The 22,899-nt window shown below is 55.9% G+C and carries 22 protein-coding genes; 10 read left to right on the top strand and 12 right to left on the bottom strand.

Annotation, left to right across the window (positions count from 1 at the left end):
- Nucleotides 1-140 precede the first annotated feature (140 nt).
- Entirely contained in the window at nt 141-602 is a 462-nt protein-coding gene (locus PG731_RS04285) for a tRNA (cytidine(34)-2'-O)-methyltransferase (RefSeq protein ID WP_101628207.1), read from the top strand.
- Between the two features lie 92 nt (nt 603-694).
- Here the strand turns inward: PG731_RS04285 and PG731_RS04280 are convergent, their stop codons facing one another.
- The gene (locus tag PG731_RS04280; protein ID WP_270772366.1) at nt 695-1,195 is read right to left on the bottom strand and encodes a hypothetical protein; all 501 of its coding nucleotides are present in this window, start codon (nt 1,193-1,195) and stop codon (nt 695-697) included.
- A 175-nt stretch (nt 1,196-1,370) separates the two neighbouring features.
- On the opposite strand from PG731_RS04280, the gene lpdA reads away from it, so the two are divergent.
- Nucleotides 1,371-2,744: a dihydrolipoyl dehydrogenase gene (gene lpdA, locus PG731_RS04275; RefSeq protein ID WP_270772364.1), complete on the top strand. Its 1,374-nt coding sequence runs from the start codon at nt 1,371-1,373 to the stop codon at nt 2,742-2,744.
- 27 nt (nt 2,745-2,771) lie between these two features.
- A complete protein-coding gene (gene sucB / locus PG731_RS04270) occupies nt 2,772-4,535 on the top strand; it encodes a 2-oxoglutarate dehydrogenase, E2 component, dihydrolipoamide succinyltransferase (RefSeq protein ID WP_270772363.1) in 1,764 nt (587 codons plus the stop codon).
- 98 nt (nt 4,536-4,633) lie between these two features.
- Here the strand turns inward: sucB and PG731_RS04265 are convergent, their stop codons facing one another.
- A complete protein-coding gene (locus tag PG731_RS04265; RefSeq protein ID WP_270772362.1) occupies nt 4,634-6,025 on the bottom strand; it encodes a protein kinase domain-containing protein in 1,392 nt (463 codons plus the stop codon).
- Between the two features lie 112 nt (nt 6,026-6,137).
- On the opposite strand from PG731_RS04265, the gene PG731_RS04260 reads away from it, so the two are divergent.
- From PG731_RS04260 to PG731_RS04245, 4 genes are all read left to right on the top strand, one after another.
- On the top strand, nt 6,138-6,830 hold the full coding sequence (locus PG731_RS04260; RefSeq protein ID WP_101628211.1) for a DUF4191 domain-containing protein: 693 nt from the start codon (nt 6,138-6,140) through the stop codon (nt 6,828-6,830).
- A gap of 95 nt (nt 6,831-6,925) precedes the next feature.
- Nucleotides 6,926-7,855 carry an ABC transporter substrate-binding protein gene (locus PG731_RS04255; protein WP_270772360.1) on the top strand — a complete coding sequence of 310 codons (930 nt, stop codon included), beginning with the start codon at nt 6,926-6,928 and terminating at the stop codon, nt 7,853-7,855.
- Nucleotides 7,856-7,919: 64 nt separating this feature from the next.
- Nucleotides 7,920-8,822: an amino acid ABC transporter permease gene (locus PG731_RS04250; protein WP_270772358.1), complete on the top strand. Its 903-nt coding sequence runs from the start codon at nt 7,920-7,922 to the stop codon at nt 8,820-8,822.
- 14 nt (nt 8,823-8,836) lie between these two features.
- Complete coding sequence (locus PG731_RS04245; RefSeq protein ID WP_270772356.1) at nt 8,837-9,592, top strand: amino acid ABC transporter ATP-binding protein; 756 nt, start codon at nt 8,837-8,839, stop codon at nt 9,590-9,592.
- Between the two features lie 119 nt (nt 9,593-9,711).
- Here PG731_RS04245 and PG731_RS04240 read toward each other — a convergent pair whose 3' ends face one another.
- A complete protein-coding gene (locus PG731_RS04240) occupies nt 9,712-11,322 on the bottom strand; it encodes an ABC-F family ATP-binding cassette domain-containing protein (RefSeq protein WP_270772355.1) in 1,611 nt (536 codons plus the stop codon).
- Between the two features lie 111 nt (nt 11,323-11,433).
- Between PG731_RS04240 and PG731_RS04235 the strand changes: the two genes are divergently transcribed.
- The 3 genes from PG731_RS04235 to PG731_RS09205 all read left to right on the top strand — a co-directional run bounded on the left by PG731_RS04235 (nt 11,434) and on the right by PG731_RS09205 (nt 13,763).
- Nucleotides 11,434-12,114, top strand: coding sequence for a queuosine precursor transporter (locus PG731_RS04235; RefSeq protein ID WP_101628216.1), 681 nt, complete (start codon nt 11,434-11,436; stop codon nt 12,112-12,114).
- Nucleotides 12,111-13,433, top strand: a complete 1,323-nt coding sequence (gene tgt / locus PG731_RS04230) for a tRNA guanosine(34) transglycosylase Tgt (protein ID WP_270772353.1) — start codon at nt 12,111-12,113, stop codon at nt 13,431-13,433. Before PG731_RS04235 ends, tgt begins: the two co-directional genes overlap by 4 nt.
- Before the next feature lie 189 nt (nt 13,434-13,622).
- The gene (locus tag PG731_RS09205) at nt 13,623-13,763 is read left to right on the top strand and encodes a neutral zinc metallopeptidase (protein ID WP_368387917.1); all 141 of its coding nucleotides are present in this window, start codon (nt 13,623-13,625) and stop codon (nt 13,761-13,763) included.
- Nucleotides 13,764-13,826: 63 nt separating this feature from the next.
- Here the strand turns inward: PG731_RS09205 and PG731_RS04225 are convergent, their stop codons facing one another.
- The 9 genes from PG731_RS04225 to sufD form a co-directional block, all read right to left on the bottom strand.
- On the bottom strand, nt 13,827-15,545 hold the full coding sequence (locus PG731_RS04225; RefSeq protein WP_270772352.1) for an amino acid ABC transporter ATP-binding/permease protein: 1,719 nt from the start codon (nt 15,543-15,545) through the stop codon (nt 13,827-13,829).
- Nucleotides 15,545-17,212: an ABC transporter ATP-binding protein/permease gene (locus tag PG731_RS04220; protein ID WP_270772351.1), complete on the bottom strand. Its 1,668-nt coding sequence runs from the start codon at nt 17,210-17,212 to the stop codon at nt 15,545-15,547. Before PG731_RS04220 ends, PG731_RS04225 begins: the two co-directional genes overlap by 1 nt.
- Nucleotides 17,213-17,258: 46 nt before the next feature.
- Entirely contained in the window at nt 17,259-18,326 is a 1,068-nt protein-coding gene (locus PG731_RS04215) for a hypothetical protein (RefSeq protein WP_270772349.1), read from the bottom strand.
- A 256-nt stretch (nt 18,327-18,582) separates the two neighbouring features.
- Nucleotides 18,583-18,741, bottom strand: a complete 159-nt coding sequence (locus tag PG731_RS04210; RefSeq protein WP_270772347.1) for a hypothetical protein — start codon at nt 18,739-18,741, stop codon at nt 18,583-18,585.
- Nucleotides 18,725-19,150 carry a metal-sulfur cluster assembly factor gene (locus tag PG731_RS04205; protein ID WP_101628221.1) on the bottom strand — a complete coding sequence of 142 codons (426 nt, stop codon included), beginning with the start codon at nt 19,148-19,150 and terminating at the stop codon, nt 18,725-18,727. The genes PG731_RS04210 and PG731_RS04205 overlap by 17 nt, the downstream gene beginning before the upstream one ends.
- Nucleotides 19,147-19,614 carry a Fe-S cluster assembly sulfur transfer protein SufU gene (gene sufU, locus PG731_RS04200; protein WP_101628222.1) on the bottom strand — a complete coding sequence of 156 codons (468 nt, stop codon included), beginning with the start codon at nt 19,612-19,614 and terminating at the stop codon, nt 19,147-19,149. The genes PG731_RS04205 and sufU overlap by 4 nt, the downstream gene beginning before the upstream one ends.
- The gene (locus PG731_RS04195) at nt 19,614-20,906 is read right to left on the bottom strand and encodes a SufS family cysteine desulfurase (protein WP_270772341.1); all 1,293 of its coding nucleotides are present in this window, start codon (nt 20,904-20,906) and stop codon (nt 19,614-19,616) included. The genes sufU and PG731_RS04195 overlap by 1 nt, the downstream gene beginning before the upstream one ends.
- 5 nt (nt 20,907-20,911) lie before the next feature.
- On the bottom strand, nt 20,912-21,664 hold the full coding sequence (sufC, locus tag PG731_RS04190; protein WP_006680947.1) for a Fe-S cluster assembly ATPase SufC: 753 nt from the start codon (nt 21,662-21,664) through the stop codon (nt 20,912-20,914).
- 56 nt (nt 21,665-21,720) lie between these two features.
- Entirely contained in the window at nt 21,721-22,899 is a 1,179-nt protein-coding gene (gene sufD, locus PG731_RS04185) for a Fe-S cluster assembly protein SufD (protein WP_101628224.1), read from the bottom strand.

Here is a 22,899-nt window from a genome sequence, read left to right as displayed (position 1 = left end):
CCACATCGACTTCCATGTTCCCACCCCTCTATTTAGAACGTCTGTTCTACACAGTAGGTGCGACCATGTACAAATCAGATTGCAATAGTCCATGTTCTTCCGGCTACCCGTCGCACCAACAATGGTGGCAAGATAAACGAGTGCTTCACATCATCTTCTTCGAACCCGAAATTCCTGGAAATTCAGGCGCAGCAATCCGCCTCTCTGCATGCACCGGATCAATGCTCCATCTGGTCGAACCGCTGGGATTCGATATGTCCGACACAAAACTCAAGCGCGCAGGCTTGGATTACCACGATCTCGCGCACGTGAAAGTACACCCAAACCTTGATGATGCACTTGCGGAAGTTCCCGGACGCATCTGGGCATTCACAGGACGAGCCTCAACAATGTACGCCGACGTTTCCTATCAGGACGGCGATGGACTCCTCTTCGGCCGAGAATCCGTCGGCCTTTCCGAAGAAGCAATGAATCACCCCCGCGTCGAAGATCGCGTCCGCATTCACATGCAACCGGGACTCCGCTCTCTCAACCTCGCCAATTCAGCATCGATCGTTCTGTACGAAGCGTGGCGCCAACTCGGTTTCCCAGGTGGAATCTAAACCGACCCCACACTATATTCCGCTTCACAAAGCACAATCGGCCTCGTCCCCCGCACATTGGGGCGAGGCCGAAATTTTCACCACCGCCATTTTTACGAACGAGGCCGCTCAAGGCGCTCAGCTAACTCCACAATCCGGCGCGGATTCGACCTCCACATCCACCCCACACCAATCATGGAAATAATGAGTGGCAGATAGTAAAAGTCCGCACCCCACCGGCTCCACGCCGAACGAGCCACAATCAGATCGGGCACATCAAAGCCTGCAATACCGATAATGATCGGCGCCGCAATGCTGATACCGATGCTGTAGCCGGCAATAATGCGCATTCTCCTGCCATTGTGCGTCAAGCCCGCCGCACCAACGAAATAGACGATTCCCGCAATCAACGCGACAATTTGAGGACCCCACGGGAGGGTGTTCTGATGATGGAACAAATCAACGATCGCTGTCACTAACGCCCAAGCCCCAAGCACCCAGAACATAGCCATGACAAGACGACCAAGGCCAAGCGCTCGCGGGCGCCTATCTTTCACACTCTTGTCATTGCCGGAAACGTCGGCGCCCTCCAAAAGCTGCGGGGATTCATTCATAGGTTGATCATACGTTGCGCCCACCATCATCCTCACTTCGCACGAATGTTCGGTGTGGTCGGTTCCACCTCGTCTCATCCGTCTGCGTGAGGACATCATTGCCCACAAGTGGGACAATAGGCCTAGACGGTTCACAAGACTGTGAACAGAAAACAAGACGTAAGGAGTCTCAGACGTGAGCGAACCAGAATACGACATCGTCGTACTGGGCGCCGGATCCGGTGGATACGCCACCGCTTTACGCGCTTCCCAGCTGGGAATGAAAGTTGCCTTGATCGATGGAGACAAGGTTGGTGGCACCTGCCTCCATCGCGGTTGCATCCCCACGAAGGCTTATCTGCACGCAGCTGAAACCGCTGACGCTGTCCGCGAATCCGAAGCATTCGGCATTCGTTCCGTCTTCGAAGGCATCGACATGGCGAAAGTCGGCGCCTACCGCGATTCAGTCATCACCAAGCTTTACAAGGGTCTTCAAGGTCTGCTGTCCTCGCGCAACGTCGAGGTCATCAAGGGCTGGGGTCGCCTGACTGACGCCAACACCGTCACCGTTGACGGACGCGACATCACCGGCCGCAACATTGTCCTTGCGACCGGCTCCTACTCGCGTTCCCTCCCCGGACTCGATATTGCAGGTCGCATCATCACCTCCGATCAGGCATTGCAGATGGACTGGGTTCCTACTTCTGCGCTGATCCTTGGCGGTGGCGTCATTGGCCTCGAATTCGCTTCCGTGTGGAAGAGCTTCGGCGCTGACGTCACCATCATCGAGGCCCTGCCCCACCTAGCAAACAATGAAGACGAGTCAGTTTCCAAGCAGCTTGAGCGCGCCTACCGTAAGCGTGGCATCACGTTCCACACGAACACGCGTTTCGCTTCGGCCGCCCAGGACGCATCAGGCGTCCACGTTGCGACCGAAGACGGAAAGAACCTCGACGCAGATGTCCTGCTCGTCGCAGTTGGTCGAGGCCCGGTTACCCAGGGGCTTGGATACGAAGAAGCCGGCATCACAATAGATCGGGGCTTTGTTATCACCAATGATCGCCTGCACACCGGCGTCGCCAATATCTATGCAGTTGGCGACATTGTGCCGGGCCTTCAGCTTGCTCACCGCGGCTTCCTTCAGGGTATTTTCGTCGCTGAAGAAATCGCTGGAATGACACCTGCACCCATCAATGAGTCCGGAATTCCGCGCGTTACCTTCTGCGAGCCCGAAATCGCTTCGGTTGGTTTGACCGAAAAGCAGGCGCGTGAGAAGTACGGTGATTCGGTGAGAACCGTCGAATACAACCTTGCGGGCAACGGAAAGTCTAATATCCTGAATACTCAGGGCTTCATCAAGCTCGTGAGCGTTGAAGATGGACCGATCGTCGGTTTCCACGGAATCGGTGCGCGCATTGGTGAGCAGATTGGTGAAGGAGAATTAATGGTCAACTGGGAGGCCTACCCGGCCGACGTTGCATCGTTGATTCACGCCCACCCAAGTCAGAATGAGTCCATTGGCGAAGCAGCGATGGCTCTCGCCGGCAAACCCCTGCACGCCCACAACTAGCACACCCGTCTTTCAAGGAGAACATCCATGGCAACCGCAGTAACAATGCCCGCCTTGGGCGAGTCCGTCACTGAAGGCACCGTCACCACCTGGCTGAAGAACGTCGGTGACACTGTCGCAGCTGACGAACCCATCGTCGAGGTCTCGACCGACAAGGTCGACTCCGAAGTTCCGTCCCCTGTGGCGGGCGTGCTGCTCGAGATCCTCGTTCCCGAGGACGAGACCGTCGAGGTCGGCACTACAATCGCAATGATCGGTGACGCATCCGAGGCCACTTCCGCTCCGGCACCTGTAGCCGAAGCTCCCACAGCGCCGGCACCCGTTGCCGAGGCGCCGGTGTCTCCTGCGCCTGCAGCACCTATCGCTTCTGCTCCCGCTTCCGGCATCGAGGTCCTCATGCCCGCCCTTGGCGAGTCCGTGACCGAAGGTACCGTCACCACGTGGCTGAAGTCCGTTGGCGACGCTGTTGAAGCTGACGAGCCTCTGCTCGAGGTTTCCACCGACAAGGTCGATTCCGAAGTTCCCTCCCCCGCAGCCGGTTTCCTCGCTGAAATCCGCGTCGAGGAAGACAAGACCGTTTCGGTTGGCACCGTTGTCGCCATCATTTCGTCTGAGGCTCCTAGCGCAGCTCCTGCTACTCCGGCTCCCACAGCTACTCCAGCTCCGGTCACACCGGCTGCTCCTGCCACTCCGGCTCCCACAGCCGCTCCAGTTCCGGTCGCGCCAACAGCGCCTGCTGCTCGTACAGCCCCGGCTCCGGTCCCAGCAACCCTCGATCAGCTGAGCAATGCTGTTGAAACCGCCGCCCCGACCGGCACTCCGGTCGCATCGCAGACTCCGGCAGCAGTAGCAAACACCGGCTACGTGACCCCGATCGTTCGCAAGCTTGCTCGCGAGGCCGACATTGATCTGGCAACGATCACCGGCACCGGCGTTGGTGGCCGTATCCGTCGCGAAGACATCGAGAACGCTGTTGCAGCCCGCGAAGCCGCCACGGCTCCTGCTACCCCGGCACCCGTTGCTTCGACTCCGACTGCTTCTACTCCGGTTTCGCAGAAGCGTGAACCGTCACCGCTACGTGGCACGACCGAGAAGATGTCGCGTCTGCGTCAGACGATTGCTCGTCGCATGATGGAGTCCCTGCAGAACTCTGCTCAGCTGACGACCGTGGTCGAAGTTGACGTCACCAAGGTCGTGGCTCTGCGTGCACGCTCGAAGAATGCCTTCATCGCCAAGCACAACACTAAGCTGACCTTCCTGCCCTTCTTCGTGAAGGCCGCAACCGAGGCTCTTCAGTTCCACCCGAAGATCAACGCAACCATTGATGACAACAAGGTCACCTACTTCGACCATGAGCACATCGGTATTGCAGTTGATACCCCGCGTGGCCTGCTGGTTCCAGTGATCAAGGATGCGGGCACCAAGGACATCCCGGGTATCGCAGCTTCGATCAACGATCTTGCCGCTCGCACCCGCGATGCAAAGGTTGGTCCGGAAGAGCTCAGCGGCTCCACCTTCACCATCACGAACACCGGTTCCGGTGGAGCACTGTTCGATACTCCGGTTCTAAACTCGCCCGAGACTGCAATCATGGGTGTTGGCACGATCGTGAAGCGTCCGATGGTTGTCAAGACAGCCGACGGTTCCGAGTCCGTTGCAATCCGCTCGATGGTGTACTTGTCGCTGTCGTACGATCACCGTCTGGTTGACGGTGGCGATGCGGCTCGTTACCTCATGGAGGTCAAGAAGCGCCTTGAAGAAGCAAACTTCGACGCTGACCTTGCTCTCTGAGTAGAGCCAATCTGGCAAGGTAATTTGCCGATCTGACGTTCAGGCACCCCCAGTTCGTGCCGGGAAACCGGTGGGAACTGGGGGTTTGTCATATCCGCTTAAGGTGCTTGCTGAGCGGTTCGTGAAACTCGTCCCGTCAGACGCATAAAAGTCATCACTATGTCTTGCGAGGTACTAGCAGGAAGAGTCACACACCTTGCCCCGTCGCAGCGTTGGTATTCACTTTGTGTCACCGTTGCTTCAATTGTGAGCTCCGTGTCCGAACAGCTTGGTTGGTTGACCACGTGCGATTCGGATTGCAGATGTTTAACGAACGCATCAAAGCGACGAAGGGTTGCAATCTTTTCAGCTTCAGCTCGAAGAGCATCCCCTTCCATAAAATTGTCCAGGTCAGCGATATTACGGCCCATCACTGCTTGATCTCGCACATGCATAAAAGTGGAGACAATGTCGTTCGCCTGGCTGATGTCGGGGCAACCATCGATTGCGAAGTCGTCGATCGAAGCAACCTGATCGCGACCAAATGGTTGGATTCCTTGTCCCAGGTCCATTCCCTTCATCGGATCTGCCGGCTCAGTTTCTTCTTGAGTCTCTCCCGATTGCCTATTTTCACTCAGTGGCGCAGATTGCGCGGCATCTGGATGTCGAGATCGTTCAATACCCCCACTCGAGGGCACCGACTGCGCCCTAATTCCGCCCGTTGACACGGGCGCGTTTGATAGTGTGGGCGGCCTCGTCATTCCATAGATGACGCTAAGGAGAACGATGATGATTCCCGCCAGCGCACCACGTCGCCGAGCCTGAGTCGCTGGCAATCCCCGTGGACGTTCATCGGCAAGGCGTTCCTTTCGCCACGTGACTGCATCATTCATCTGAGGCAGATTCTCACAGCGTGAATCAGCTGTTAGTTGTAGCGGGCGTTGCTCGACGCGCGTGGGATTAAGTCCGTGTGGATCAATATTCAATGCGCATGCGATGGCTTCAACTGCGGCATCGTCACTGCGCTGATCCTTTGTTGCAGACAGGGAAAAACCGGGGGTTCCTTCACCGGCTTGCGCGGGAATGGCAATATCAATCAGCGTCGCGTGAAAATCAGCGCTGACAACAATGTTTGATGGCGCAATATCGGTATGAATAATTCCCTTATCATGTAGCGCACAAACGCCAGCACGCACATCGGCGACGATACGTCGGCGCTGGTTGTCGTTCAGTTGCTGACCGCTATCGAGTAGCGCCTGCAAGGTTCGCCCGGCGTAGCGACGCTGAGAAAGACTCACGCGACCATCCGGCTGGCATGATACTTCTACCAGCTCTGCCACATTCGGGTGCACGAGGCCGCGCCATGCAATCCAACGCTGCATCTGGTCACGCGCGATATCAGAGCTATACACGCTGATCAGCACTGCTTTATTGTCACGAGTCGCCTCCCACAGCGGACCGTTGGAGGTCATAAACGCAATCGTTCCAAGGCGATGTGAATGCATATTCATAGCCGCATTGTGCGGTCCAGATTTCTTGAAAGCGACCGACTCTGCCTAAGCTTGTGGATAACTGCGATCCCATGCATTGGAATATCGCCACTACAGGTAGAATAGGTTCGCTATGAGTGAGAACACTGCCCCCAAGAAGCGTCGCTGGTACCACAACCTTGCGGACGCATACCGTATTACAAAGCGCTCCTATCCGTGGATCGGATGGGCAATTGCCGGAGCATGGATCCTAACGATCTGTCTTGCACTAGTGATCGCCGCCCTGATGCACGCGAACTACATTGTCTGGGCAATTCTGGGCGTTTTGGTGGGTGGCACAGTCGCGATGTCACTGCTCTCGTTCTTGGTGCGTCGCGCTCTGTACGATCAGATCGATGGCACTGTCGGCTCTGTCTACGCTGTTTTGTCGCAGATCAAGTCCGGTTGGATCATTCCCGAGCAGCCGATTAACGTCACGCGCGAGCAGGATGTTATCTGGCGAATTATCGGTCGTGCCGGTGTTGTTCTTATTTCCGAAGGTCCTTCCAGCCACGTTCAGCCACTTCTTTTAGCTGAGCGTAAGAAGGTTCAACGCGTTGTGAAGAACGTTCCTGTTCACATTATCCAGACTGGCCACGATGAAGGCCAGGTGGAACTTGCGAAGCTGCAGGGTAAGTTGCGTGGTTTCAAGAAGATTCTGACGAAGGAAGAGGTTCCTGCCGTTTCGAATCGTTTGAATGCGTTGCAGTCCAATGCTCTGCCGATTCCCAAGGGAATTGATCCGATGAAGGCTCGCCCGAACCGCAGGGCGATGCGCGGTCGTTGAGAGCTTCGACTCAAATGCTGAGACACCCCTATGCATAATATGCATAGGGGTGCATACTTATATGCGTAGAGAGAAAAGCTCCGAAAGGTACTCCCATGCGCAAGCTTCCCGCAGCACTCCTCCTGACTGCCACCGCATCGATGGCACTCGCCGCATGCTCCGACCCGTCAACCTCTTCGACTTCTCAGTCCGGTGAGGGAGCAACATCGACCACCGCGGTTGAATCATTCGACACCTCGTCAATCGAAACCGTCGATGAAATCGCCGATCTGGTCCCCACCGCAGTCAAGGAACGAAATGTCCTGCGTAACGGCGCATCCACCGACTACGCCCCCGGCGAGTTCCGCGCCGAAGACGGCCAGACCCCCGTTGGCTACGACGTTGATATCGTCAAGGCTCTGGCAAAGGTGATGGGTCTTGAAGAAGGCACCACGACTCACGCAGAGTTCCCAACCATCATCCCGGGCCTCGGTTCCAAGTTTGATATCGGCGTTTCTTCCTTCACCATCACCAAAGAGCGTCTTGCTGAGACCAACATGATCTCCTACGTCGAGGTCGGCTCCGCATACGCTGTCGCTCAAGGCAACCCGAAGAATTTCGATCCCACCAACGCTTGTGGCACCACAATCGGCGTCCAGAACGGCACCTACCAGCAGGAATACGCTGAGCACCTGTCCGAAGAATGCGTTGCTGGGGGCAACGAAGCAATCAAGGTTATGCCCCTCGACCTTCAGACCGACATTGCAACCAAGGTCATCGGTGGTCAGTACGACGCCACTCTGGCTGACTCCACCGTAATCGGCTACACGGTTGAACTCTCCGGCGGCAAGCTCGAGCAGGTTGGTGACGTCATCGAATCCGAGCCTCAGGGTATTGTTGTCGCCAAGGACGACACTGAACTGGCCAACGCAATCCAAAAGGCCATGCAGTACCTGATCGATAACGGCTACCTGACCAAGATTCTCGCAGCCTACGGCGCCGAGAATGCAGGTCTGACCAAGGCCGAATTGAACCCCGACCTCTGATTTGAACTCAGCGTATGGGGCTAGCACCGCATGGCGCTAGCCCCATACTGAGCAAGGTAAACATATGGCACACGTTAAAGACGGCATCACCCTCATTGATGCAAAACCGGTACCTCGGCCCGGACGGTGGATCAGCGCAGTGATCGTTGCGATCTTTGCTCTGCTCCTCGCCAAGGGTTTCATTACCAATGACAACTACCAGTGGGATGTCGTTGGCAAATGGCTTTTCTCGAAGACGATTGTTTCAGGCGTTGTATACACGTTGATTCTGACTGTCATCGCGATGATAATTGGCACGATTCTCGCCATCACGTTTGCGATTATGCGTCAGTCGGTTAACCCGGTTCTGCGTTGGGTTGCCACAGCCTATATTTGGTTCTTCCGTGGTACCCCGATCTACACGCAGTTGATCTTCTGGTCACTGTTACCCACGCTGTACCCGCAGATTGAGCTTGGTATTCCGTTTGCTCCGCCGTTCGTTTCCTTCGACACGGCAACGTACTTCACACCGTTCTGGATGGCGTTCGTTGGTCTGGGACTCAACGAAGGTGCTTACCTTGCTGAGATTATTCGCGCCGGCTTGCTGTCTGTTGATAAGGGTCAGTGGGAGGCGGCCACCGCTCTTGGTATGCCTCGTTCGATGATTTTCCGTCGCATTATTTTGCCCCAGGCGATGCGCGTGATTGTCCCGCCGATCGGTAATGAAACGATTTCCATGCTGAAGACGACATCGCTTGTTTCGGCGATTCCGTTCACGTTGGAACTGACGTTCGTCGCATCGACAAAGGGCCAGTCCCTGTTCCAGCCGGTTCCGCTGTTGATTGCGGCCGCTCTTTGGTACCTGTTCATCACGAGCATTTTGATGTGGATCCAGGCACACATTGAGCGTTACTTCGGTAAGGGCTTTGATCGTCGCGATAACGCGACCGCTTCAACCTCGACTCAATTCTTGGATGTGACACCGTGAAATCTTCAACTCCTATGGTAAGCGTCAAGGGCGTCCACAAGTTCTTTGGTGACCTTCACGTGCTCAAGGGTATTGATCTTGAGATCGCGTCCGGCGAGGTGTGCGTAATTCTGGGTCCATCGGGTTCGGGTAAGTCGACGTTGCTACGTTGTCTGAATCAGCTCGAAGAGATTAGTGCTGGTGAAGTGAGCGTTGATGGCGAGCTTCTCGGATACCGCAGGGACGAGGCTGGCCAGTTGCACGAGCTGCCTGACAAGGTCATCGCCGCCCAGCGTTCGCACATCGGCATGGTATTCCAGCGTTTCAACCTATTCCCGCATAAGACCGCGTTGGAAAACGTCATGGAAGCACCGATCCATGTCGCGAAGGTAGATAAGGCAACGGCGAAACAGCGTGCGCTTAAACTGCTTGAACGCGTTGGATTATCCGATCGCGCGGATCACTACCCCTCGGAGCTTTCCGGTGGTCAGCAGCAACGTGTGGCGATTGCTCGCGCTCTGGCGATGGATCCGGAGATCATGCTTTTCGACGAACCGACATCGGCGCTCGACCCCGAGCTGGTGGGCGAAGTTCTGCAGGTCATGAAGGATCTGGCAAAGTCAGGCATGACGATGGCTGTGGTTACGCACGAAATTGGCTTCGCCAGTGAGGTCGCTGACACGGTTGTCTTCATGGATGAGGGAGTTATCGTCGAGGCTGGTAGCCCCGCTGACGTGATCGACAATCCGCAGGAAGAGCGTACAAAGGAGTTCTTCTCGAAGGTGCTCTAACGTGGTACGAGGCTCCTGCTTCAACACGATTCTGACCTGGGTGTGGGCCCAGCGATTTCGCTGGGCCCACACCCATATGTGCTACGCAGGGCAGTCAGCCAGTGCGTAGCACTGTCAGATCAGGTGAGGGTGACGAGATCAAGGTAAGAGTCGTCCCAGAGGTCCTCGTCCCCATCCGGGAGTAACAGAACACGATCAGGATTCAACGCGGTGACAGCGCCCGGGTCGTGTGTCACCAGAACGACCGCACCTTCATACGTATCGAGCGCATTCAAGACTTCTTCGCGAGACGCAGGGTCGAGGTTATTCGTCGGCTCGTCAAGAAGAAGGACATTCGCGCCGGAAACAACGAGTGTTGCCAGAGCGAGACGGGTCTTCTCACCACCGGATAAGACGGACGTCGGCTTGTCTGCATCATCACCCGAGAAGAGGAACTGACCAAGGACATTGCGGACGTGAGTATCGTCGAGGTTCGGCGCAGCATCAACCATGTTCTGGAAAACAGTCTTGGAATTATCCAAGGTTTCATGTTCCTGCGCGTAGTAGCCAAGTTTCAACCCGTGACCCGGAACAACCGTGCCACAATCAGGTTCACTGATGCCACCGAGGATTCGTAGCAGGGTGGTCTTACCGGCACCGTTTAAACCGAGGACAACAACCTTTGTTCCCTTATCGATTGCAAGATCAACACCGGTAAACACTTCCAACGATCCAAAGGACTTCGACAGGCCTTCGCCAGTCAGCGGGACTCGACCACATGGAAGAGGCTCCGGAAAACGTAGACGCGCCACCTTTTCCTGAACTTCCTCGCTACCCGCCTGAGCAAAAAGCTCTTCAGCGCGTCGTAGCATCTGTTGAGCTGCCACTGCCTTTGTGGCCTTCGCACGCATTTTTTCGCCCTGGGCTTTCAGCTGTTCAGCCTTCTTCAAAGCGGTTGCGCGTTCCTTGCGACGACGGCGTTCGTCTTCTTCGCGTTGCTTCAGGTAGGCATCCCAGCCTAGGTGATAGATATCGACCTTGGCACGGTTCGCGTCCAAGTAGAAGACCTGATTGACGGTCTCCCCCAGCAACTTCACGTCGTGGGAGATCATCATGACGCCACCGGGGAATGTCTTGATCCAGTCGCGCAACCACATGATCGAATCGTGATCCAAGTGGTTTGTCGGCTCGTCAAGGAGAAGCACGTCAGCTCCGGAGAACAGGACGCGTGCGAGTTCAACACGTCGGCGCTGACCACCAGATAGAGTGTCGAGGCGCTGTTCAAGGACACGATCTTCGAGGCCCAGTGAGTGGGCAATCTGTGCCGCTTCAGCGTTCGCGGCCCAGCCACCCTCGTTCGTGAATGCCTGATCGAGTCGCACGTAGCGCTCCATTGCTTTCACTTGGCGATTGCCCTCAGTCGTTGACATCTCGTGTTCGGCTTTACGGATCTTTGCGATGATCTGGTCGATTCCACGCACCGAGATAATGCGTTCGCGAGCAGTGAGGGACTGATCACCGATGTGAGTGTCCTGAGCGAGGTACCCAATCTTTCCGTTGTTCGTAATCGTGCCGGAGTACTCAGCGGCACCATGATCTGATTCGCCGGCAAGAAGACGCATAGTTGTCGTCTTTCCCGCACCATTGCGACCGACAAGGCCGATACGCATTCCCTTATCAATCCTGAAGGACGCGTTCTTCACAAGGTCTCTTGGCCCGATGTTAAGGGAGAAGTCTTGTACGTTGATCACCCGACAATTTTAGTGGTTGTGGGCAGGTACACCCTACTCAAATAGGGTGATACGCCCTACGGACAGGCACAATTGAAGACGTACATCTGAAACAGAGGTAGGGGTATTTCAATGACTTCGCCAGAAGAATCGGCACGCACGCCAAAGATCTTCGACATTATTGCCGTGATGTTCGTGGCTTTCCTACTTATTTCGAATATTGCGGGAACCAAGGTCACGGCGCTTGATGCGGGACCGATCCATCTTGTCTTCGACGGTGGAGCAATCCTTTTCCCGATGACCTACGTTCTGGGCGATGTCTTGTCCGAGGTCTACGGTTTTCGTCGTGCTCGTCGCGTCATCGTCCTCGGATTCGTCGCATCAGTACTGGCCTCACTCACCTTCCTCATTGTTCAGGTCGCACCGGTTGGCCCCGGCTACGTTAATCAGGCTGCGTTCGAAGCGGTCCTTGGATTCGTGCCTCGTATCGTGGCTGCCTCGATCATCGGCTACCTAGCAGGCCAGCTGGTCAACGCACTGGTCCTCGTGAAAATTCGCGAACGCTGGGGTGCTGATCACCTGTGGGCACGCCTCGTCGGTTCCACCGTCGTCGGCGAGCTTTTCGACACCGTCCTCTTCTGCACGATCGCCTTCATCGGTGTCATTCCAGGGGCCGAATTCGCGAATTACATCATCACCGGATACGTCTATAAGGTGGGCGTTGAAATCATCCTCCTGCCCATCACTTACCGTGTCATTGCCTTCGTCCGCAAGCGCGAAGGTCTAACGTCGAACGAGGTTCTTGCCGCATGAGTGAACAATGGCTTGCTGCTCCCCCATCCAATGAACGCCCTCTGGGTGCTCAACCCGGTTCACCGGACCGTGGCTTCAATGTGGGATCGCGTCTGGAAAGTGGACGTGGCCTCGGGCGTACTGGAATCCTGCACACCGCCCACGGCGATATTCGTACCCCCGCTTTCATTCCCGTTGGGACGAAAGCGAACGTGAAAGCGCTCGTCCCCGAGATGGTCGCGGACTTGGGTGCCCAGGCAGTACTCGCGAACGCCTACCACCTGTATTTACAGCCCGGCTCTGACCTCGTTGACGAGGCCGGCGGACTCGGCGAATTCATGAACTGGCCGGGACCAACCTACACGGACTCCGGAGGTTTCCAGGTTCTTTCGCTGGGTGCTGGTTTCAAAAAGGTGCTCTCCCAAGAGTTTTCCGGTGCAGCCGACCCGAACGACCCGAAGCTCCACATGCAGGCCGTGAAAGCATCCACTGCAGTCGTGGACGATGACGGTGTCGTGTTCAGCTCGCACATCGACGGTACGAAGCACCGCTTCACCGCTGAAGTATCGATGAACATTCAGCATCAGTTGGGCTCAGACATCATGTTTGCTTTCGATGAGCTGACCAGCCTGCTCCACCCGCGTTCCTACCAGGAAATGTCGCTGGAGCGCACGCACAAGTGGGCGAGGCGCTGTCTGCGCGAACACGCACGCCTGACCGAAGTGCGTGCAGACAAGCCGTACCAGCAGCTCTGGGGCGTCATTCAGGGCGCTCAGTACGAGGATCTGCGTAGACTCGCAGCCCGCACGATGAACGATATGGATGAAGACGGCACGCGTTTCGATGGTTTCGGAATCGGTGGTGCCCTAGAGAAGGAAAACCTCGGCACGATTGTGTCGTGGGTCAGCGAAGAACTCGACGAGGATCGTCCGCGTCACCTGCTGGGTATTTCCGAACCTGACGATTTCTTCCGAGGTGTTGAGGCGGGCGCCGATACGTTTGACTGCGTGAATCCATCGCGCGTTGCCCGTAACGCTGCCATCTACTCCCCCAATGGGCGTTTCAACATTACGAATGCTCGATTCAAGAGGGATTTCAACCCGATGGTCGAAGGTTGTGGCTGCTACACGTGCACGCACTACAGTGCTGCCTACATTCATCACCTGTTCAAGGCACACGAAATCCTTGCCTCTACCTTGGCCACGATCCACAACGAGTGGTTCACCGTTCGACTGGTTGATGCGATTCGTAATTCCATCGACAACGGTGATTTTGAAGCCTTCCGCGCAGATATGTTGGGCAAATACGCAGGGGGATCAACCAGGGCGCGGCACTCATGAGTCTCAACGAACAAGCACGGTCAGATTCCGGTTCTCTCAGGTCCCGTGGTGTGCATCGAGCGCCGGTATCGGTGGCGGATCCATTGGTTTGGTGGTCGCAGTCTTCCTGATCTCACAATTCACCGGCATTGATCTGACCTCGTTGTTGGGAAGCTCGGACCAGAGGGGTCGAGCAGGGCGGACAACCATCTGCAAGAGCAGTACCGGGGTCATTCCAACGCTGACACGTGGACTCACGGTTTGTCCGAGCAATGTCAAAAGTGGTTGACGCGTGGGCTCGAAAACGGTTCGATCGCCACGTGCAACACACGGGGAGCAAAGACCGTATGATCCCCTTCCGTATTGCACCAAAGCCGCTACTCACACGTGAGTGCCGACTTCATGCTTCCTCAACTAGACGTTCCTCGTGAAGAACTCTTCAAGGGAGCTCCCTTCGGCGCGTATCGTTGCTGGGCTTTCGGCGCCGACAATCCGACCGCGGTCAAGAAGCACGATCTGATCTGCGCCATCGATCAGTTCAAGGCGATGCGTTACTTCGATGATCGTCATATCCAAGTTGTCAAGGTTGTGACGAATCTGGGCTTCCAACTCAGAGTTCAGCTGTGCGGTTGCTTCATCGAGGATCAGAATCTTCGGGTTCATCACCAGTGCACGTGCAAGACTCAGACGCTGAACTTGGCCACCGGACAGAGCGCTACCTCCCTGGGCGACACGCGTACAAAGCCCCTGTGGCATCGCTCGTACTTCATCAGCAACGCATGCGAGTTCAAGAGCACGCCAAACCTGTTCATCACTGGCGTTCGGCGCACCTAAAGTGACATTGTCGCGAATAGTCGTGTTGAGCAATTGGTTCTTCTGCGAAACAGCGACCGCGCTGTGTCTCAAACTATCCAGAGTGAACGTTGAAATATCGACGCCGTCGATCAGAACGCGCCCCGAATCGGGGTTGTCGTAGCGTAACACCATTGTCATTGCCGTTGATTTTCCAGACCCTGATGGTCCAGCCAGTACAACATGTCCGCCGCCTTTGACCGAAATAGTGACATCTTTCAGGGCAGGGTTGCTCGCTGACGGGTATGTGTAAGTAACGTTCTCGAAAGTTAGCGTCGGAGCGTGGTCAAGGGTGAGTTCGTCATCGCCGTCATCCACATTTGCGGGCGCGTGGCACATTTCCCAGAGGCGGCGCGCAGCAGAAAGTGAATGGTCCAGATATCCGGTCGCATTTTCAACGCCACGAGGCCCTTCAAAAAGGCGTAGCGTTCCAGCGGTCGCCATCGCGACGATGACGGGAGAATAGCCGGCATTCATTGCTGACCAGGCGATTGCGAGAGCACTGACAAGTGTGAGTGCAGCATTCAACGCGCGACGCAACGCATTACCGCGTTTGGCAACGCTCGCAGACGATGAGATCCGAGAACCGATAACGTCCATCTCTTCAAGGCGTTCATTCACATGCCCATAGCCCAGTACCTCTTCAGCGCCAAAGACAGAGTCCGTGACATGCTGAGCCAGGTGCCGGCGAAGTTCAAGTGTTTGTTTGGTTGCCTCGAGTGAGCGCCTCGCCCCTAGGAACGGGACAACCGCAAGAGCAATCAGGATGCACAGTGCCGGAACAGCGACGATCTGCCATCCCCACACAATGCCAGCACCGATAAGAAATGCGGGTGGAACGATAACAGCTGAAACGAGTGGCGCAAACGTGTGAGCATACACGACTTCAATCCGGTCAACGTCGCGCGTCAGTGACGCTAGGACATCGCCACTCTTCGAACGCAACACAATCCCGGGGGCCTTTGGCCACAGTTGCGAAAACACCATCGTGCGCAGTAGTTCCAGCGCCTTGAAAGCAACGTAATGACCGGTGAATTGCTCGCAGTAGTAGGCGCTAGCTTTAATCAGAGCAACAACGACTAGCCAGAACAGGATCGTGGCACATTTTCCATTTCCCGTGACCACTGCGACGACTCCTGCTGCCCCCAGGGCAAAGAGCACAATATCCATCGACAAATTGACGAGGCGGAAAAGGGTGCTGACATAGAGGGGCTTGTGGACGTCTCGCGTATGCGAAGTCAGCCATTTCACCAGCTGAAGAACGCTCGGCTGTGATTCCATCAGAGAACCTCCTGGCCAATTGTTTGTTCGTTTGCGTTCACGCGGTGCAGTTCCCCTTGGTGCATCTCATACACTAAGTCAGCAAGTGCAAGCAGAGCCTTACGGTGCGTCACCAGCACAATCGTCCACTCGCGTCCAAGTTCAGAAATCGCTCGAATAATCTTCTTCTCGGATTCAATATCAACCTGAGACGTGGGCTCATCGAGAAGCAGAATCGTGCGCCCGGATAAAAGAGCCCGAGCAATCGAGATTCGTTGCGCTTGCCCACCGGAGATCAGCCCGCCCTGCTCTCCAATCTGGGTATGAAGGCCTTCGGGCATCCGCTCAATCTCATCAGCGACCTGCGCTTGTTTCAAGGCCTGCCACATCTCTTCTTCGCTGGCATCGGAGCGTGCAAAACGTAAGTTGTCAGCGATCGAGCCGGTGAAAAGCCAGGTTGATTGCGCAACCGAGGCGCTTAAAGCGTGTGCCTGATTGATCGACAGAGATGTCAAAGAGTTGCCCGAAACAGCAACGGAGCCGGACTGCGGTCTCACGTCACCGCGTAGCAGGCGAAGAAGAGTAGTCTTGCCTCCACCCGAACGACCGATGATTGCCACGCGATGACCAGCTGGGACTTTCAAAGTGACCTCGTGCAACACTTCACCGCGACCATAGTCGTAGGAAACACCATCAACACTGATCGATCCGTTGTTCGCGATCGAAGCGTGGCTTAGGGCATGGGAGGCGCGATCATGGGTCGCTTTGTAACGCCCGATTGCTTTCTGCGATGCAATACCGCCCATTCCGATGTAGAAGAAGCCGGCGACCTGCACCAACGGTTCGACGAGCAGTGCGGTCAGAAGCATCGTCGCGATCGCTTGTCCGAGGTCGACAGCACCCGCATTAAATCGTGCGATTGTCAATGCAGCCGTGGCACAGATCAGGATCAGCGAGAACAACCCGTCTAGAACAATGATGACGATCTGGTTTCCTGCCAGCAATTTCATGATTGCGCTTCGGTTTTTCTCGCCTTGAACGCGCAGATCCTCTTCAATTCGTGGCCCAGCCCCGAACAGACGAATAGTGATGAGATTTCGGATCGCATCAAGATAACGGCCAGCCAGTTGGCCTCGTTGCTTTCGCGAATCTGATGAACGCTTACGGAAAAGCTTCTGGAAGCCACCAAGCAGCAAAGGAATCAGCGGGCAAAGCACCATGATTCCCAACCCCAGAACCCAGTCAAAAGCAACGGCGACAAATCCGAGAGTGAGGAACGGTGCCACAATCGTCGCGATTGTCGGGCCCAAGTAGACCTGGCGGAATTCAGTGACACGTTCCGTATTGTCGGTTGCCAGCTGAACAACATGCGCTTGATCAGATGCTTCTTCACTGGTTGAGTTGAACACACGCATCAGAAGATCGCGACGAATACGTTTTTCTTCTCCGCGGGCGGCCTTGCCACCGTATGCGATTTCAACGCCGGCGAAGGTCGCGACGAAAAGGCAGGCGATGATCGGGATAAGAAGCGAAATCGTACGACCGCCAGTCGCGTAGTTCCCAATTTGGATTCCAAGCCACACAAGGACGACTCCGAACGCAATCAGATATCCCAATCGCAAAGCGGCGACAATAATCGAATCACGGCGTCCACGGTCGGTGATGACCGAGTTTTTTATCTGTTTCATTTCATCAATCCGATATGAGGCTCAGGAAATAACGACTGAACGGCTGTTATTCTTCGACGACGACCATGACCGAGTGCGGGGCAAGAGCAACGTGTCCCGTGCACCTGTTACCACTGACTACATCGGATCCATGAACGTTGGAGAGTTCTGCCATCGTGCTACCGTGATTCACAATGAACGTCATGTGAGCGCGTTGGACAACTTCGATACCGCGTGGGAATTCTAGGTTCGTTGGCCGGACACGCGCATGAACGCTAATGAGTCTGAGCAGTGTTGCTCGGGTGAATGCATCAAGATCAGCGCCGACAAGCCACACATTTCCGCCTGTTTCCCCGTGTGCGTTTGCGACGGCGCGTTTGGTGATGATCGGGCGACCATCAAGCTCACTGAGTGGATCATCAACGCTCGCTAACGTGGTGGTCGAGTCGCCCGGGGTGAAGATACGTGCCCAGTTTGCTGCGCGCAATGCTGGCCGAGGCTCATTCATCAGTTGACGTGTTCGTTCAAGGCTCGGATCAGTCGCGGTAAGTTTCAGGGGCGCAGTCGAAGTCTTCAGATGAGTTCCGGCATCCTTGAGTGATGGCTGAGTGAGGCGACCGACGAGGTGCCACGTTGCATCATTGGCCTCGTCGAGCCTTTGAAGGTGAGACTCTCCCTCGAACTGAACTCCGGCGATCTTCGCGAAAGTGGAATCTGAAGGTTGCTTGGTCGAAGGAGCAATAAGGAGGACCTGTTTGCCACTTTCTGCTAGGTGCTCGATCGTGCTGTGAGGCAAGTTATTCGCCTGATTCGCGTCGATGATGATAAAAGATTCGAAGATCGCCTGGTCGATATCTGTGAGCTGGCGAACACCGTACCCTTGCTCCCATGCGCTTCTTAGCCACGTAGAAAAATTCGTGAAGGCTGGGCGCCTGTCGTATGAGTGAGAGCCAACCAGAATCGCGATTTGAGTTGTGGGCGGGACATCATCGACTCCGGACAGGTAGTCAACCAGGTGTGACAGGGGTTCTTCCTCGATGTCGATGCTGGAACGAACATCTGAAGAAGTCGCTCCCGATGCGAACATCTGAACAATGTCACATGTGTGGGCGACTAACGTGTCATTGGCTCGCATTCGTCGCCTCCCCTGTTGATTCATACAGTCAAGGATTGATCGGCTTAACTATATTGACCGATCACGATATTTCCTTAGGTCATCCTACGTGGTTGCGAATAACAAGGGTGCCTTGAACCACTCCATGACCGTCCTATCCAACTGTGTGTTCGGCCCCGGTGTAAACACGAGTGTGCCCCTCGTGCGCGAACAATTTTCACACGAGGGGCACATCCAGCGTCATCTGGCCTTCGGAATGGCCAGACATACTAGACGGTCACTGAATGGTGCTCCGCTTGCGTAGCCTGAGCGCCAAGCCTCCGGCAAGAAGCAGAAGCGAACCTGTCATGATTCCCCGCAATCCCTTGATCGGCGTGTCCTCAACCGTGCCGGCGTCGAGAGTCCACCACTGATCACGCTCAGACGTTGAAACCAATTGCGCGGAGCTGCTCACGACCATCCGGAGTAATACGATCCGGCCCCCATGGTGGCATCCACACCCAAGAAATCGTCACTTCAGGCGTCAACGCGGAAAGAACGGACTGTGCCTGACGCTCGATGACATCCGTCAGCGGGCAGGCAGCAGAGGTCAGTGTCATATCGAGAACAACTGTGTCGTTCTCAGCAATGTTCACGCCGTAGACCAGTCCAAGGTCAACGATGTTAATGCCAAGTTCAGGATCGATGACGTCTTTGAGTGCTTCGAGGACATCTTCGCCCTTCAAAGAACCGTTTTCAACGATGTCTGTGCCGTCAATCTGGCGAACGTTCTCAGGCTGTTCTTGTGCCGGTGGTGCGCCGAAACGCTGCTCCACAGGCTCCGGAGCTGCCATGGGGTTACTCATTTATTACCTCCTGCGATGTCGGTTCCGAGCTGTGCAAGCGCGTCACGCAAGGCGTACCAGCCGAGCAGTGCACACTTCACGCGATTGGCAAACTGAGAGGTGGATTCAAGAGCCGCTGCATCACCCAGAGCATCGAGGACTTCGTCGGGCACTCCCCTGTTCCTCGAATGCATCATCGATTCCATGGACGCATATGCTACGCGCGCTTCCTCAATCGAGTGGTTCGCGACCAGGTCGTTCAGCATGGACAGGGATGCTTGGGAAATCGAGCAACCATCGCCATCCCACACAAGCTTTTCAATCGAGCCGTCGCCAGCGAGAGTAACGCCAAGGGTTACTTCGTCGCCACACGTCGGGTTCACTTGGTGCGACGAGGCCGCGATCTCTTCCACATCGCCTCGGCCGTGTTTGGCGCGGGCATGATCCAAGATGACCTGCTGATAGAGCTGATCCAAGCTTGACATCAGAATCCTCCGAAAAACTCTCTCACACGTCCAAGGGATGCGACCAGACGATCGATTTCTTCTTCATTCGTCGACACTGCAACGGATGCTCGCGCGGACGATCGAACAGAGAAGAACGTATGAAGTGGGATCGCGCAATGATGCCCGACACGAATCGCGACATCATCAGCATCCAAAATCTGACCGACATCATGCGGATGGACACCATCGACTGCGAATGCCACGACGCCCACACGATCCTCATCGGTTGTTGGGCCAAGGACTTTCACACCGTCGAGTGAGGCAACCCCATCAAGCAGACGCTGTGTTAGGGCTTTCTCATGGGCGTGTACGCGATCCATACCAATAGCGCTCAGGTATTCAAGCGCAGCCGTCCAACCTGCGATTTGAGCTACGGGCTGAGATCCCGCTTCAAACCGTTCGGGAGCGGGCATGTACGTGGATTCCTCCATCGTCACGTATTCGATCATTGATCCGCCGGTCAAAACCGGAGGCATCATGTCGAGGAGTTCCCGCCTGCCCCACAACGCACCGACGCCGGTAGGACCAAGCATCTTGTGCGACGACATGACCGCAAAATCCACGTCCATGGCACGAACATCAATCGCCATATGCGCGCTCGACTGACAGGTATCAGCCAAAACAAGAGCTCCAACACTGCGCGCCTTTGCGACAATCGCATCGACGGGAGAGATCGCGCCCGTCACATTCGACACGTGAGTGAAAGCAACCAGCTTAGTGTTGGGCGTAATGACGTCAAGTGTCTCAAGGTCAATGCGACCGTCGGGCGTCAAATCCAACCATTTGAGTTCCCCGCCGATTCGTGCGCACAATTCCTGCCACGGAACGAGGTTCGCATGATGTTCTGCGCGAGTGATGACGATCGCGTCTCCTGGCCCAATTCTCAGTGGAGTCGAAGCCGTGCCACCACGGCCGGCAGACGCATGCCCGATAGACAGAGCAACCAGGTTGATGGCTTCGGTCGCGTTCTTGGTCCACACGATCTCATCGCTGCGCCCACCGATAAACGAGGCGAGCGCGTCGCGCCCGTCTTCGAATACTCTGGTCGCTTCGTCCCCCAAAATATGGGTTCCGCGGTGAACAGCAGCATTCGAACGACGGTAGAAATTCGCTTCCGCATCAATGACACTGGCAGGCTTCTGAGACGTTGCAGAGGCATCAAGGTACGCGATCGGCTTCCCTCCGCGCCCCAGTCGAGCGAGAATCGGGAAGTCCGAACGGATAGCTTCGAGCTCTACAACGCTAAAGTCTGCTCCGAGAAGCGAATTCATGGTGATCAGAGACCCAGGTACTTGTCGTAGCCTTCTTCTTCAAGCTGGTCAGCAAGCTCGGGGCCACCTTCGGCGGCAACGTGGCCGTTCACAAACACGTGAACGTGGCTCGGCTTGATGTAGCGAAGAATGCGCGTGTAGTGAGTAATCAGCATGACGCCACAGCCGGTGGTGTCATGGACACGGTTCACACCCTCAGACACGATGCGCAGAGCATCGACGTCCAGACCTGAGTCGGTTTCATCTAGGACTGCGAAGGTCGGCTGCAGGAGTTCCATCTGGAGGATCTCAAGACGCTTCTTCTCACCACCGGAGAAGCCGACGTTAACGTCACGCTCAGCGAAGTCTTCGTCCATACGCAGGTGCTCCATAGAGGACTTCACGTCCTTGACCCACTGACGGATCTGCGGCGCTTCACCGTTGATAGCGGTCTTAGCGGTACGCAGGAAGTTGGAAACGGAAACGCCCGCAACCTCAACCGGGTACTGCATGGCCAGGAACAGACCGGCCTTGGCGCGCTCGTCAACGCTCATCTCAGTAATGAGCTTGTCGTCGAGCCATGCTTCGCCCTGGGTGATGGTGTATTCGGGGTGGCCGGCGAGTGCATAGGCAAGAGTGGATTTGCCCGAACCGTTCGGACCCATAATGGCGTGGATTTCACCGGACTTGATGGTCAGGTTCACGCCCTTCAAGATCTCCTTGGGGCCGTCAGCGGTTTCAACCGTGACATGCAGATCTTTGATCGTCAAAGTCGACATTGTTTCTCCTTGTCGGCGCGAGGCCGCAATAGTGATGCGCCACATGGCGCGCAGGGTCAGTTCGTTCGGGACTTGGCGAGTTCGGCCTCGACGGCCTCCATGAGGTGGTCAACCACCTCGGGCACACCAATCTGATTAATGAGCTCGGCGAAGAAACCACGGACAACAAGACGACGCGCCTCGTGTTCGCTGATTCCTCGGCTCATCAGGTAGAAGAGCTGTTCGTCATCGAAACGGCCTGTTGCGGACGCGTGTCCGGCTCCGCGGATTTCACCGTTTTCAATTTCGAGGTTCGGAACAGAGTCGGCCTTGGCGCCTTCGGTGAGGACCAGGTTGCGGTTCAGTTCGTAGGTGTCGGTGTCGTCGGCTGCTTCCTGGATCAGGCAGTCGCCGATCCACACCGAGTGCGCGTCCTTGCCCTGCAGAGCGCCCTTATAGGTGACTCGCGAGTAGCAGTTCGGCTGGGAGTGGTCAACGAACACGCGGTGCTCGAGGTGCTGACCGCTGTCAACGAAGTACAGGCCCAACATGTTGAGTTCACCACCGGGGCCTCGGAAATCAGTATCGGAAGAGATACGGACCAGGTCGCCACCGAAAGTAACGACGATGTGCGTCAGGGAAGCATCCTTGCCCAGTGCCAGTCGGTGGTTTGAGGCGTGCAGTGTGGTGTCATCCCATTCTTGGATTGAAACGAAGGTGACCTTCGAGCCATCGCCTGCATTCACTTCGATGGTCTGATTGACTGCTGCATCTTCAGAGCCACGGTGGTTCAGGATGATCGTCGCTTCGGCGAGTTCGCCGACCTCAACGAAGATGTGCTGGGCGCGAGTGCCTTCAACAGCGTCAACGTTCAGACGAATCGGTTCGCTGACCTGCATCTGGGCAGGAACAGAAACAATTGTCGACTCAGCACACTGGTTCCATGCGACAACCGCTGTGCGATCACCGGGAGCAAGGACGCTACCCAAGCGAGAATCGGAGCGATCAACCTGTTCAACTGTCACGCCTTTAGGAGCCTCAACGGTGACTAGGGCATCGCCCTGGTCATAGTTTTCAACCTCGAAAAGACGTTCGATGCGACGCATCGGGGTGAAACGCCAGTCTTCTTCGCGACCATGCGGGGTCGGGATTGCGTCGAGATCGAAGGAAACCGGGCGGTCTGCGCGGGAGGCGTGGCCACCCTTTTCGACGCTACCGTGAGAGTGCGCTTTATTCATCACTTCTTGTGTCGTCAT

The sequence above is a fragment of the Pauljensenia sp. OF14-1SRA genome (genome assembly GCF_027694595.1).
GTDB lineage: Bacteria > Actinomycetota > Actinomycetes > Actinomycetales > Actinomycetaceae > Pauljensenia > Pauljensenia turicensis_B.
Note: the sequence above shows the minus strand (reverse complement) of the source record. Positions and strands in the feature narration are given on the sequence as shown.